At 44.0% G+C, this 13,628-nt stretch carries 14 protein-coding genes; 11 read left to right on the top strand and 3 right to left on the bottom strand.

Annotated features, from left to right (window positions below; translation table 11 throughout):
* The first annotated feature begins 211 nt into the window (after positions 1–211).
* Entirely contained in the window at positions 212–1,099 is an 888-nt protein-coding gene (locus B3M51_RS10890) for a mechanosensitive ion channel domain-containing protein (RefSeq protein WP_014708154.1), read from the top strand.
* 34 nt (positions 1,100–1,133) lie between these two features.
* Here the strand turns inward: B3M51_RS10890 and B3M51_RS10885 are convergent, their stop codons facing one another.
* Positions 1,134–1,388: a hypothetical protein gene (locus tag B3M51_RS10885; protein WP_292480054.1), complete on the bottom strand. Its 255-nt coding sequence runs from the start codon at positions 1,386–1,388 to the stop codon at positions 1,134–1,136.
* Between the two features lie 171 nt (positions 1,389–1,559).
* Here B3M51_RS10885 and B3M51_RS10880 point away from each other — a divergent pair, with 171 nt between their 5' ends.
* Both B3M51_RS10880 and B3M51_RS10875 read left to right on the top strand, forming a co-directional pair.
* The gene (locus tag B3M51_RS10880) at positions 1,560–2,513 is read left to right on the top strand and encodes an arsenic resistance protein (RefSeq protein WP_292759172.1); all 954 of its coding nucleotides are present in this window, start codon (positions 1,560–1,562) and stop codon (positions 2,511–2,513) included.
* Positions 2,514–2,527: 14 nt separating this feature from the next.
* Positions 2,528–3,127 carry an exopolysaccharide biosynthesis protein gene (locus B3M51_RS10875; RefSeq protein ID WP_292759170.1) on the top strand — a complete coding sequence of 200 codons (600 nt, stop codon included), beginning with the start codon at positions 2,528–2,530 and terminating at the stop codon, positions 3,125–3,127.
* Positions 3,128–3,205: 78 nt separating this feature from the next.
* Here the strand turns inward: B3M51_RS10875 and B3M51_RS10870 are convergent, their stop codons facing one another.
* Positions 3,206–4,270 carry a virginiamycin B lyase family protein gene (locus B3M51_RS10870; RefSeq protein ID WP_292759167.1) on the bottom strand — a complete coding sequence of 355 codons (1,065 nt, stop codon included), beginning with the start codon at positions 4,268–4,270 and terminating at the stop codon, positions 3,206–3,208.
* Positions 4,271–4,377: 107 nt separating this feature from the next.
* Between B3M51_RS10870 and B3M51_RS10865 the strand changes: the two genes are divergently transcribed.
* From B3M51_RS10865 to B3M51_RS10845, 5 genes are all read left to right on the top strand, one after another.
* A complete protein-coding gene (locus B3M51_RS10865; protein ID WP_292480047.1) occupies positions 4,378–5,100 on the top strand; it encodes a ZIP family metal transporter in 723 nt (240 codons plus the stop codon).
* Positions 5,101–5,408: 308 nt separating this feature from the next.
* Positions 5,409–6,263: a hypothetical protein gene (locus tag B3M51_RS10860; protein WP_292480045.1), complete on the top strand. Its 855-nt coding sequence runs from the start codon at positions 5,409–5,411 to the stop codon at positions 6,261–6,263.
* Between the two features lie 298 nt (positions 6,264–6,561).
* Positions 6,562–7,872, top strand: coding sequence for an ergothioneine biosynthesis protein EgtB (gene egtB / locus B3M51_RS10855; protein ID WP_292759163.1), 1,311 nt, complete (start codon positions 6,562–6,564; stop codon positions 7,870–7,872).
* Entirely contained in the window at positions 7,872–8,885 is a 1,014-nt protein-coding gene (egtD, locus tag B3M51_RS10850; protein ID WP_292759160.1) for an L-histidine N(alpha)-methyltransferase, read from the top strand. The genes egtB and egtD overlap by 1 nt, the downstream gene beginning before the upstream one ends.
* Positions 8,886–8,963: 78 nt before the next feature.
* Positions 8,964–9,839, top strand: coding sequence for an ADP-polyphosphate phosphotransferase (locus tag B3M51_RS10845; RefSeq protein ID WP_292759157.1), 876 nt, complete (start codon positions 8,964–8,966; stop codon positions 9,837–9,839).
* A gap of 23 nt (positions 9,840–9,862) precedes the next feature.
* On the opposite strand, the gene B3M51_RS10840 is transcribed toward B3M51_RS10845, so the two are convergent.
* Positions 9,863–10,333, bottom strand: coding sequence for an Lrp/AsnC family transcriptional regulator (locus B3M51_RS10840; RefSeq protein ID WP_292759154.1), 471 nt, complete (start codon positions 10,331–10,333; stop codon positions 9,863–9,865).
* A gap of 331 nt (positions 10,334–10,664) precedes the next feature.
* On the opposite strand from B3M51_RS10840, the gene leuA reads away from it, so the two are divergent.
* The 3 genes from leuA (at position 10,665) to B3M51_RS10825 (ending at position 13,567) form a co-directional block, all read left to right on the top strand.
* Positions 10,665–12,341, top strand: coding sequence for a 2-isopropylmalate synthase (gene leuA, locus B3M51_RS10835; protein ID WP_292759151.1), 1,677 nt, complete (start codon positions 10,665–10,667; stop codon positions 12,339–12,341).
* Between the two features lie 240 nt (positions 12,342–12,581).
* Positions 12,582–12,953, top strand: coding sequence for a hypothetical protein (locus B3M51_RS10830; RefSeq protein WP_292759148.1), 372 nt, complete (start codon positions 12,582–12,584; stop codon positions 12,951–12,953).
* Between the two features lie 143 nt (positions 12,954–13,096).
* The gene (locus B3M51_RS10825; protein WP_292759145.1) at positions 13,097–13,567 is read left to right on the top strand and encodes an LEA type 2 family protein; all 471 of its coding nucleotides are present in this window, start codon (positions 13,097–13,099) and stop codon (positions 13,565–13,567) included.
* Positions 13,568–13,628 lie beyond the last annotated feature (61 nt).

Below are 13,628 nucleotides of genomic sequence, written 5' to 3'. Positions count from 1 at the left end.
CCGAAGGGCTGGGACTATTTTTCCGCCCTACGGTGTTGGAAATGACTTATGTAGAACAACTACATCGCATCATTTCCGCCTTGTAGGACGAAAAAATAGCCGCCAGCAGTGGTGGAGATGAAAGATCAACAAGCCCTAATTTTTATCGTTAATGTTGAGTACAGCAAATCAAAGTTGTAACGCATCCCGCCATCTGAAACAGGCTATTTGAATGAACGAAAAACTTGGAATTTCACAGGAAACCTTTGCGTTTTTTCTGCCCATCATCAGCTTATTTGGCAGCACTTTTATCTTGCTGGTGGTGGTTCTGGTACTGAATTCGTTAGCTTCACGATTTATTCGCCGGACAGTTAATTCATCTGAATTACGCCGCAAATGGCTGGTGCAGACCCGCAATGGCATTATTCTCATCTTCATTCTGGGATTGATCTTAATCTGGGGAGAAGAACTCAGAACCCTGGCGTTATCCGTTGTAGCGATTGCTGTGGCCTTTGTGGTGGCGACCAAAGAATTGATCCTTTGTGTGACGGGATCACTACTGAAAACCGGTGCCGGCTCTTTTGATATCGGTGATAGGATTCAAATCAAAGATTTTCGTGGTGATGTTATCGATCAAACCTTGTTGGCAACGACCATACTGGAAGTTGGCCCCGGTAAATTGACCCATCAACGCACCGGACGTATGGCGGTAATACCGAATGCTTTATTTGTCTCAGAACCCGTTATCAATGAAAGCTATACCCGGCAATACGTTTTGCATGTATTCACGGTGCCGTTTAAACGTACGGATAAGTGGCAGGCTGCGCAGCAAGCTTTATTGGTTGCCGCTTCCAAGCATTGTCAGCCATACCTGGAAAATGCTCGCCTCTATATGCAGAGACTCAGTGATGAAAGGGGACTGGATGCAAGTTCAGTGGATCCCCGCGTCACCATTCAAGTTCCTACCGCGGCTGAGATTCATCTGGTGGTACGTTTTCCGGTGAGAGCGTCGCAACGCAGTTATATCGAACAGTTGATTCTTTCAGAGGTATTTACGGAAGATTATTCCGGTAAAGGTAAAAGCACTGACGAAGAGGAAGAAGAGAAAGAGGAAAATTAATTTTCCTCCAGTGCGCAGCTAATAGCTGCCAAACCTACTCTTCATATTTTGGTTTATCCGTGTTGTCTTCTTCGTCGTTTCTTCTCTCGTCATCGACAGGATCATCGGTGATAGCTGACCCCGCCCCGGATTGATCGCCGGTTTGAGATTCTTCAATAGTGACGGATTCTTTACCTTTTTCACTGTCGATGATGACTTGTTTACCTTCACCATCCTCAGCAAACGTTATAGTCATAAAACCTAACGAAAGTACGAGAGCAATAATGGTTTTATTAAAAAGGTTTTGCATAACGTTGATCCTTTATTCAAGGGAAAAGCCCTAGCTTGATATTCTATTATCACTATTAGTAAATGATAATGCATCAGGCTGCGTTAACTTCAGTTAATCGACTTTGTAAAAATATGCAGCGATAAGCCTGCACAGTAATAGGGCTTACACTCATTTGGGAAAATATCAGCTTTGACTCGTCTACAGTTAGAAAAAAATCAGCTGTTCATTTATCTGGTGGCGATATCACTGGGTTTAATATCAGGTGTAATGCATCCCGATGCAGGCAGCTATTTGGAAGTTGCCGTTTGGCCATTATTAGGACTGCTGTTATTTTCAACCTTTACTCAGGTATCGTTAACCCATCTGTGTGATATTTCCATCAGCCCCCGGTTTTTGTTAGCAGCCGTAGTGGGTAATTTTGTGTTTATTCCAATCGTTGTGGCTGGTTTGTTAATGCTGGCTCCAGATGATCCAGTCATACGCATTGGCATTTTACTGGTTTTATTAGTTCCCTGTACCGACTGGTTTATTACATTTACTCAGCTTGCCGGCGGTGATACCCGCCAGGCCATCACTTTCGCGCCGATTAGCCTGTTGTTGCAAGTTATATTGTTACCGCTTTATCTGTTGGTTTTTCTGGGCAATGAATTCACTGTAAGCCTGGCACACAGCGGAATGCTATGGGCTTTTATCGGGTTAATTGTTGTGCCATTGATATTTGCCTGGGCGACACAGAAGTTCGCCGATAAGCATTCATCAGGCGAACAGTTCATAAACTACCTGGCATGGTTACCGGTAATCGTACTGGCATTGGTTATGTTTATTATCGCCAGCTCACAAGTGGCTATTGTCCTGGATTCATTAGCGCTGCTGCCCAATTTGTTGCTGGTGTTTGTATTATTTCTGCTGATTGTCGCGTTGATGGCCAGAATTTTATCGAGGTTATTACATCTGTCATCTGCACAAGGTAGAGTGTTGGCATTCAGTTTTGGAACCCGCAATTCATTTGTCATGCTGCCATTGGCTTTAGCTTTACCTGCTAATTACGAGCTGGCTGTCGTGGTGATCGTGTTTCAGTCGCTGGTCGAGTTGATTGGCATGATGGTGTTTTTATGGTGGGTACCAAAGCAGCTTTTTCCTTAGACAGGTAAATATCAATGGCTAAGCATCAACAACTAACCAATCTTGAGCAATTGTTTGATTGCATTGGGAAAGCTGCTGAGCAGAAGCGCAATGAAAAGGTCTCGATTGACAGCATTATGGAAATGATTGGTCGCCGTTCATTTGGACCGTTATTGCTGTTGGCAGGTCTTATTATATTGGCACCGGTAATAGGGGATATTCCGGGTGTTCCCACGATTATGGGAGTGTTTATTTTATTAGTTGCTGTTCAGTTACTTATTGGTCAGGAACACTTCTGGTTGCCCAAGTGGTTATTACAACGCGCTGTGCCCAGTGAAAAATTACTTAAGGCGGTTGAGTGGTTACGTAAACCTGCACACTTTATCGATAAACTGATTCGCCCAAGATTACTGATCTTCGTCAATGGAACAGCCAAATATGTCATTGCCATTGTCTGTATTTTCATTGCACTGATGTTACCGTTTATGGAAGTGGTACCTTTCAGTGCCAATGCAGGAGGTCTTGCAATAGTCGCATTTGGTCTTGCATTGATTGCTCGAGATGGGCTTTTGGCATTATTTTCTTTTATTCTGACGGGCCTGACGGCCTGGCTTATTATTGCCAATCTGCTTTGATTCAACAGTGAAAAAGCTGGCTTGCAATATTTCAATCGGTCTCCCTGCAATGAAAAAACTACAAGCCAGAACCCACCTTTAGTCCGGCACTACTGCACGGCCAACAGTGTTTGCATCAGTGCCAAACCAAAGTGCATTGGTGTCTTTATCAAACACCATGTTTCTTACAGACTGTCCACCAGAGGGGACTTCATCAATTGAGATAAATTTTTCGGTTTTGCTATCAAAACCGATAAAACGATTTGGCTGCAACCCCGTTTCGACATACCAGATACGATCCTGACTATCGACCGCCATGGCATATAACCCGGCGGCTTCACCACCTGGCGTTTGCCATTGCTGCATGGATTTATCCTGCGGATTATAAACACCGAGATATCCCATGTCTGCATCTACCCACCAGACTCGGTTATCCGATGTCAGTCCGATCCTGCGGATAATGCTTTCTTCGTGTGGAGTAGGGATGATTTCCAATTGCATTGAATCTGGATCAATGGTGCCAATCGCGTTGCTACCCATAAAGGCAATCCAGGGACGATCCTGATTATCAACAACCAGTCCATAAGGCCGCATGTAGTTACCTGGTACCTCAATGATTTGCACTTCACCCGTATCAGTGGCCAATTTTCCAATAAAACCGGCTTTGCCCGAACGCTGTACGGTGAACCAGATATTTCCAGCAGATGTCCAGGCCATTGTATGAGGATCATTGACACCCTCGGGCATCTCAAAACGAGTCACCTTGCCAGTTTCAGGATCAAGGCGGCCAATATGTTTGTCCTTATTGCCAGCATACCAGGGATAACCCTTGTCATCGACAATGACGGTGTGTGGGCCGGCTTGTGGAATATCATAACGTTGCATATCGCCTGACTGGGGATCCAGCCTCGCAATATAGTCTCCTACCTGACCTACAAACCAGACCTGACCATCTGGACTGATATAGGGATCACGAGGCCGACTGTTTTGCCATTCGACCTTCCATTCTGTGAAATCCAGAGAGACCATTTTGTCAGGACTCACCATGTTTTCACCTTTCGATTCGTCGGCTTTGGCGTGGTTAATGAACAGCATGCAGCTGAAAACAATTAGGCAACTGGTCTGAATAAAATGTGTAGCAGAGAACGGTTTAAGGCTTGTCATATTTGCCCTCCATGATTGCTTTTGGGAAGCTGTAAGATGTTGACTATAGAGAAACCCAAAAGTGCTGATTAACTAAAATAAACAAGCCCTAGAAGGAAGATAAAAAAATGGATAGTGAATCCGTATTGAAGATTATTTTACTGACAACCGCTGCAGGAATTTGTATTCCGATAGGTGGCTGGGTTGCCTCATTTGAGCGGGTGCATTCTCAGTGGCTTGAAAGAGAATTAAGACATTTCATCATAGCTTTTGGTGGTGGGATTTTATTGGGCGCGGTAACGATAGTGCTGGTCCCGGAAGGTATAAACAATATGCATGACTCGCTATGGAGTATTCCGGTTATTTTGTCAGGTGGCCTGGTTTTTTTCGGTGTGGAACGGTTAATGGGAAGCCATAATAACGAATCGCCTCAACTTATGGGCATGATATTGGACTACATTCCTGAGGCTATCGCGCTCGGCGGTTTGATGGCGTTAAATCCTGCATCCGGGCCTTTGCTGGCATTATTGATCGGGTTACAAAATCTACCTGAAGGGTTTAATGCCTACCGAGAACTAAAACAGCACAACAAACACGATAATGTGTTGCTCAAAATGACAGCATTAGTTGTACTTGGTCCAATTGCTGGCTTGGTAGGATATTGGTTTTTAGCAGATCATCAATCGTTGCTGGGAGCCATCATGTTGTTTGCCTCAGGTGGGATCTTATATCTCATTTTTCAGGATATTGCCCCCCAGTCGAAATTGGAAAAGCACTGGGCTCCACCGTTAGGGGCAGTATTGGGTTTTTGTCTGGCCTTGTTTGGACATTTACTGATGGCAACGCATTAAGTAATGAATTTCTTAGCTGTATCAAAAAAAGCAGGTGACTATTTGTACAAACTTTAACCTATGTAATATCTGTTGGCAGATTAGCTTGCTACCTTAAACTCCGTAGTGTCATAAACAGTCATTTCAGCGAAGGAACTACGTTGCTTTTCTTCATGTTGGTACATGCTGGAAAGTATCCGTTGTGATTTTACCAGGTCGTGATTAAAGCTGGCCTCATTGGTAAACGATAATTTCCTGGTAGTCATACCAAAATATTTTACTTACAAAAAACACATCCGGATTTGAAAGCTAATTATAAGGAACGCAATATGGAAACTCTCTCAGCAAATAATAGCAGCGTGTCATGGGCAGCCATTTTCGCTGGTGCTGTCAGTGCAGCGGCCATGACGTTAATCATGTTAATACTTGGTTTCGGTCTGGGCTTTTCAGTCATCTCGCCTTGGCAGAATGAAGGCGTCACAATGGAAACCATTGGATGGTCGACCATTATCTGGTTAACCATCACACAAATCGTGGCAGCAGGGTTAGGTGGCTATATCGCCGGTCGGCTTCGAACCCGATGGACCGATATCAATATTGATGAAATTTATTTTCGTGATACCGCGCACGGTCTGATCAGTTGGGCTGTGGCAACGTTGCTGGTCGCTCTTTTAATACTCTCAAGTGTGGGTGCTGTTATCAGTGGTACGAGCAAGGCAGGTGCTTCTCTGGCACAAGGTGCAACTTCAGTAGTCCCGGCCATCAGTGAAGTGGCATCTGAATCCTCTGATTATTTTACCGATGCTCTATTACGCACAGAGCCAGGGGCTGAAATTGCTCAACGTGCTGATGGTGATGTTCGTGATGAATTATCCAACATACTGGTTCAAGCTTTACGTGACGGTGAGCTAAATGAAGACGACAAACAATACGTCGTTGGATTGGTGGCGAACTATACCGAATTAGATGAATCCGAAGCAGAGCAACGAGTTGATAATGTCATCGAACGTGCAGAGCAAGCGGTAGCAGATGCTGAGCAGACTGCTCGTGAAGCAGCTGATACTGCATTAGAAGGCGCAACCTTTGCATCATTATGGATATTTGTCGCGTTATTGATAGGTGCTTATATCGCCAGTTTTATGGCTACAGTTGGTGGTCGTCAACGCGATTCCATCATTCATTAATTTAGCGGCATGATGACAAATATTTTTAAGGAGAAATAACATGCGTTCCATTCTTTTATGGTTTTTAGGTGTGCCAATTCCCATCATTATTTTATTGGCAATCCTGCTTTAAATTTAACAGCAAAAATGGTTAGCGGAGTCGCTGAAAAGACTCCGCTAACACTGCTAAATGAACAAGGTTTATCGCCGATGCAAGCCGCAGGTGTTTGCTATTGAGCTCTTCGGCTCTTAAGTTAACCAGCTTATCGCGACTTCAAAAGGTCAGGTGGTTGATAAAACCCATTATGGAGTTGAATCAATGACAAGAAAAAATAGTGCAATAGACCCAACTATCTTTGGGCAAGCAAACGAAGATCTCGAAACTTCTTTGCAGGAAGCGTTTATAGAAGTCCGCCAACAAACTGAAAAGATTTGTGCCAATCTGGAAATTGAAGATCTGGTCGTACAGCCAGCGGCTTATGTCAGTCCGCCAAAATGGCATTTGGCCCATACTTCCTGGTTTTTTGACTGTTTTGTTTTAGCACCACTAGAGCTAGCGCAAACCAGCAAATCGCCTCAATATCATTTTTTATTCAACTCTTATTACAAAAGTCAGGGTGCTCATTGGCAGCAGGCTAATCGTGGTCAACTGTCTCGGCCGACAGTGAAAGAAATCATGCTTTATCGACAGCTGATTACCGGGGCGATTGTTGATCTTTTTGAATCGAACGCTCTGTCTGAACAACAACTAGAGATAATTGCCACCGGAATACAACACGAACAACAGCATCAGGAATTGTTGTTAATGGATATCAAATTTATTCTGGGTAATCAGCCTTGGCCTGCTGCCTACGAACAGACTACTGATGCCGCTGATATCTTATTGCCCCCCAGAGCCCTGGGCTGGTTGGAATGGACAGAAAATATCTCACTGTTCGGTGCACGTTTGGATGAGTTTTCCTATGACAATGAACGTCCTCGCCATCGACGTTGGATTAGTGGTTTTCAATTGGCTGATCGGCTGATTAACAATGGCGAATATATGGATTTTATGACTGATGGTGGCTATCGGCGTCCAGAGCTTTGGTTAAGTGATGGCTGGGACTGGGTGCAGCAAAACCAAATGACCCATCCGCTATACTGGCGTAAACAAAATCATCACTGGGAGGAATATCACCTCCGCGGCCTGGAACCTTTAAATCCGCATTTACCGGTGAGTCATATCAGCTTTTATGAAGCCGATGCCTATGCGCGATGGTTGGGCGCGAGACTGCCTACTGAGTTTGAACTGGAGTCGTATACTTCTCGTAACAGACAGTTGTTTGAGGCAGAAAACGCTTTCTGGGATCCAGAACAATCAATTTATCCGTCTCCTGACAAGGCATGTGATGAATTTGATACTGGCCTGCTCTGGCAATGGACGAACAGTGCTTATTCTCCCTATCCTGGATACACAACATCTAATACGTCGCTCGGCGAGTATAACGGTAAGTTCATGGCTAACCAGTATGTTTTGAAAGGTGGTTGTGTGGCAACGCCTAAACATCACATGCGTGCCAGCTATCGAAATTTTTACCGCCCATATGATCGCTGGGCTTTTACCGGTATTCGTTTAGCAAAGGATTTGTAATGACCTATCTGGTTCTGGATTCAATTCGAAATCAAACGCAAGATGCGCTTAAAGAGCAATTTGCCTTTGATGTTTTAATGGGATTCTCAGCACCATCCAAATACCTGCCGAGTAAATATTTTTATGACGCCAAAGGCAGTAAGTTATTTGAGCAGATCACCGAGTTGGAGGAATATTATCCAACACGTTGTGAATTTGAAATCCTCAGTAAGGTTGGATCTGAACTTGCTGGGTTTATCCAGGATAAGCCATTTGAAATTGTCGAGTTGGGCGCAGGGGATGGATGTAAGACCAAAGTTTTGCTTAGCAAACTATTAGAATCCACCGATGCGTTTTCCTACATACCCATCGATATTTCTGAATCGGCGATGGCGGATCTGATCAGTTCTTTAAATCAATCCCATCCGACGCTGACCACACACGGTATTGTCGGTGATTATTTTGCCAGTATCCGCCATCTTGAAAACACATCTGACAATCGCAAGCTGGTGTTGTTGCTGGGCTCCAATATCGGCAACTTTGACTTTCCAAGTGCCAAACGGTTTTTGCACAGTGTCTGGAAGTGTCTGAATCATAACGATTTGTTATTAATTGGTTTTGATCTGAAAAAAGATATTGATGTATTAACCCGCGCTTATAACGACAAAAAAGGTGTTACCCGCGCTTTTAACTTGAATGTATTAACCCGCATTAATAATGAGCTGGACGGTGAGTTTGATTTAAACCGATTTTCACATCATGGTATGTATAATCCGCGGCATGGCGCGATGGAGAGTTATTTAGTCTCGCTGGAGCAACAGGAGGTGCATATCGGGGCACTGGAAAAAACCTTTGAATTTAATCCCTATGAAGCCATCCATCTGGAGCTTTCACACAAATACCTGCTATCTGATATGCAAAAAATGGCTAATGAAACCGGCTTTAATGTGTTGAAAAACTGGCAAGATTCGCAAGGTTATTTTGCTGATGGGCTTTGGCAGGTTAATAAGGATTTCCCTGATTCACCATTATAGAAAATTTGTCCTTTGAGATTTTCAAGCGTCTAATAATTAGAAACATATTCCGACATATTCATACCTTCAAAGGCAATAATGATGAAGCTCAATATCAGCGATTTTCAGGCACTGCCAGGCAGCAAGATTAATCTGAATAAATCGCCTACCAAGCTCGAACCTTTATATACCTCTAAAAAACACTACCAAAAAATACTGAAACAGAACGTTGAGGCACTTAGTGAGTTGCAGCATAAGCTGTATGCCGATAATCATTATTCGATACTGCTGATTTTCCAGGGCATGGATGCCGCGGGAAAGGATGGGGCTATACGACATGTAATGTCGGGTATTAATCCACAGGGTTTTCAGGTATTCAGCTTTAAACAGCCCAGTGCAAGCGAATTGGAACATGATTTTCTCTGGCGAACGGCACGTTGTCTGCCTGAACGAGGCCGGATTGGTATTTTTAATCGCTCTTATTATGAAGAGGTGTTGATTGTTAAAGTGCATCCTGAGTTTCTGGTATCTCAGCGCTTACCCGATAAATTGCCTCCCAATAAAAGCTTTTGGCAGAACCGTTATCGTTCGATTGTGGAGCATGAAGCACATTTGCATCGTAGTGGTACCAGAATTATCAAGTTCTTTTTACATCAATCCAAAGATGAACAGGCCAGACGCTTTATGCAGAGAATTGATGAGCCCGATAAAAACTGGAAACTCACTACCGCAGATATTGAACAACGTGAATTCTGGGATGACTATACCAAAGCGTATGAAGAGTGCATCAATGCTTCAACATCTAAAGATGCTCCGTGGTACATCATCCCGGCCGATGATAAAAAGAATGCCCGGTTAATTATTTCGGAAATCTTTTTAAAAACATTGAGTGCGTTACCATTGGCCTATCCTCAGGCAACTGATGCCCATCGACTTGAATTACAGACTATTCGTGAACATTTAGAGAAATCCTGACGATAAAGCACCGGAAAGAGGCATTAATCTAATGGTAATGCCGTCGATTTTATCGGGGATTTCATCACAAATGACGTATGCACGCCGGTCACACCTTCTATCCGTGTCAGTTTCTGTAATAGAAACTGCTGATAGGCATCCATGTCCTTGACGATAACTTTGAGCAAGTAATCTGCTGATTGACCGGTAATCAAGTGACATTCCAGCACCTCCGGGTAACTGGCAAGCTTTTCTTCCAGACCACTAAAGCGTTCCGGTGTATGTTTATCCATACTGATGCCGATAAAGGCCATCAGCGTCAGCCCCAGCTTACGTGCATTTAATAACGCCACATAACCATCGATCAAACCATTTTCTTCCATCTGTTTGACACGTCGCAGCGTTGGGGAGGGCGATAGGTTAATCGCTTCGGCCAGTTCCTGATTGGAAATGCGTCCCTGTTTTTGCAGAATATCGAGAATCATATGATCATATCGATCCCGTTTTTCAGTCATGATTTACTCCAATAAATTACATTAAAAGCATTTTATGCTTAAAAATATACTTTATCAGCAATTATATTTGAATTGGTGGCATTTTCATGCAACTTTAGCAATTTAATTCTGCCGCTGTCTCTTTATACTATTTCACATGCCTGAACCGGTAGTGTTATGAGCCACAAGCTTTGTTTAACGCAGTTCTCTCAAGTTCATCACAAGTGAATGGCGGAAACTGAAAAAGATTGGTTACCCTCCAATCCTTGTTAAATAAACCTGCCGGAAGCGTCCCTAAAAAACTACGCTCTCAGGCACTCTATTTTGCTTATCCAGACTCAGGAGTCAGAAGATGATTGCCAATCCCGCTCAAAAATATCGTCGCTTTGAGCCAATCCAATTGCCGGATCGCCAATGGCCGAATCAGGTGATTGAAAAGCCACCTATCTGGATGAGCACCGATCTGCGTGATGGCAATCAGGCATTGATTGATCCGATGTCGATCGAAACCAAAATGCGTTATTTCAAAGCCCTGGTGGAAATGGGGTTTAAGGAAATTGAAGTGGGATTTCCGTCTGCCTCGGAAACTGACTTTAATCTGGTACGTCGTCTGATCGAAGAAAATGTGATCCCGGATGATGTCACTATTGAAGTATTAACGCAGGCCCGCCAGGATTTGATTGAACGAACTGTTGAGTCACTTAACGGGGCTCGTCGGGCCATTTTGCATATGTATAATCCGATTGCTCCGGCGTTTCGCAAAATCGTCTACAACACCGATAAAGCCGGCGTGAAAGAGATTGCCGAACGCGGTACGCGCTGGGTCAAGGAGTTCACTGAACAGCATCCGGAAACCGAATGGGTTTACCAGTATTCTCCTGAAGTGTTCTCCAGCACAGAGGTGGAATTTGCCAAAGAGGTTTGTGATGCCGTGTCAGCCATCTGGCAGCCAACGCCAGAGAAAAAGATGATATTCAATTTACCGGCAACGGTGGAAATGTCGACACCCAATACTTATGCCGACCAGATTGAATGGATGCATCGCAATTTAAACAATCGAGACAGCATTATTCTGAGCGTGCATCCACATAATGATCGCGGTACTGCTGTTGCAGCGGCGGAGTTGGCAGTGATGGCCGGTGCTGATCGGGTGGAAGGTTGTTTGTTTGGCAATGGCGAACGCACCGGCAATGTCGATTTGGTGACCCTGGCATTGAATTTATATTCTCAAGGAATTAATCCAGGACTGGATTTCAGCCAGATTGATCAGGTCCGTCAATTGGCCGAAGAGTGTACCCAGTTACCGGTGCATCCCCGTCATCCCTATGCCGGTGAATTAGTGTTTACTGCGTTTTCCGGATCCCATCAGGATGCCATTAAAAAAGGCCTGGCCCAACAGGATTCAGAGGGGGTCTGGGAAGTACCGTATTTACCAATTGATCCGGCGGATTTACATCGCAGTTACGATGCGTTGGTAAGGGTAAATAGCCAATCAGGTAAGGGCGGGGTGAGCTTCCTGTTACAGCAAAAAGCGGGATTTGAGTTGCCGCGTCGCCTGCAAATTGAGTTTAGCAAAATTGTTCAGCAGCAAAGTGACAGTAGCGGCAAGGAAATTAATGCTGCAACGATAGCGCAATTATTTGAAGAAGCTTATCTCGCTGTAAACACGCCTTACCGTTTCATAAGCAGTAGTGTTGTGGATGATTCACAGGATATTGCCAGCGCTGAGGTTCAATTGGATCACGGTACAACATCCTTTACGCTTAAAGCCAAAGGTACCGGACCCGTCGATGCAGTGGCAAAGGCCTTATCTGCACATATTCAGCAGGATATTTCTGTCGTTGATTACCATGAACACGGCATCGGAAGCGGTTCAGAAGCCATAGCGGTGAGTTATGTTGAAATGAAAGTGGGTAATGCTCAACCGGTATTTGGTGTCGGACAGGATAAAAATATCAGCCGGGCCGCCATTAAAGCGCTTATCAATGGGGTTAATCGTTTTCTCTCGCTTCAACGTGAAGCGGCATAACGTATTGAAAATAATGCAGAATCTCTGATAGGTAATAGTAAGGAAGTTTTTCACCTTATGTTTGGTTAGAATACTGAATTAGGCCTAAATTTATAGTTAACCTAATGATTTAAAAGAGGTTGTTTTGACTTTTTGGCAGTTTGATGTAAGTGGTGATATTCGTTAGGGTGTGACTAACAGTAAATGGTTAACAGCCATTTTTAGTTAAGCTGTTTTTAACCACTATAAAAGGAGGCCACCATGTTAAAACAATGTTTTTGCACAGTAGCCCTGACAACGCTTTTTGCCAGCACCTCTGCGTTTGCTGCCAGTGACGACACTGGTAAGCATCCTGCTCATGAAATGGATGACTCCGTCTCGCCTAAAGCTGCTGAAATAGATCAGCAGGCCGATTATCAATGGGTGAAAGATAAAGCTGCCAAAAACTCGGCGGATAAATCATCGAATAGTAATCATCCAGCCCATGATATGGGCGAGTCTGCTGAACGTATTAATAAAGAATCGAAAGATGATTATCAGGAAAATCGTTTAAATGCAGTAGAAGAAGATAATGCCATGCATCCTGCTCATGAAATGGATGAGGTAGAACCTGTTCAGAAACGCGGACAATAACACGCTTAACAGGCCATTTTAATTAAGCGGCAGTCGTATGGCGTAACCAACTTGCTACGCTCCATGGTCTGTCGCTTTTTTCTTTGAACGAACACCAACTGTATGGTTTAGACTTGATTTTTTATTACCAGAATGGAAATGATATGTCCCTGCTAAGAGCGGTTTGTCTGATAAGCATAGCTTTCTTATCTGGTTGTGCCAGTTGGTCGCCCAACTATGAACAGCCACAGGTCAATATCACTTCATTTTCCTTAGCACCTGAATCGAAGGGTCTTGCACCGAGATTTATTATTGGATTGCAGATCATTAATCCGAACCGGAATGCCTTACCGTTGAAAGGCATGAGTTATTCGGTCGAAGTGGAAAATAACCGGGTTTTAAGCGGTGCTACGCCGGATCTACCGCGTGTTCCAGCCTATGGTATGGCTGATTTCACCATTGAAGCCAGTCCAGATTTACTGGGCAGCGCCCGCTTACTGAATCGATTGTTTTCCGGGCAGGCAAAAAGCCTTGATTACACCTTCAAGGCAAAACTGGATATGGGAAGGTTAGTGCCTTATCTAAATATAGAAGAGAGTGGCCAGTTCGACTTGTCGAACACAACCGGAAATTAGTTTTTGCTAGGGTTTGTTGATCTTTCATCTCCACCACCGCTGGCGGCTATTTTTGTGTCCG

Origin of the sequence: Methylophaga sp. UBA2689 (assembly GCA_002354555.1) — a bacterium.
Lineage (GTDB): Bacteria > Pseudomonadota > Gammaproteobacteria > Nitrosococcales > Methylophagaceae > Methylophaga.
The sequence above is the reverse complement of the archived record's forward strand: the minus strand, read 5'-3'. Positions and strand labels throughout refer to the sequence as shown.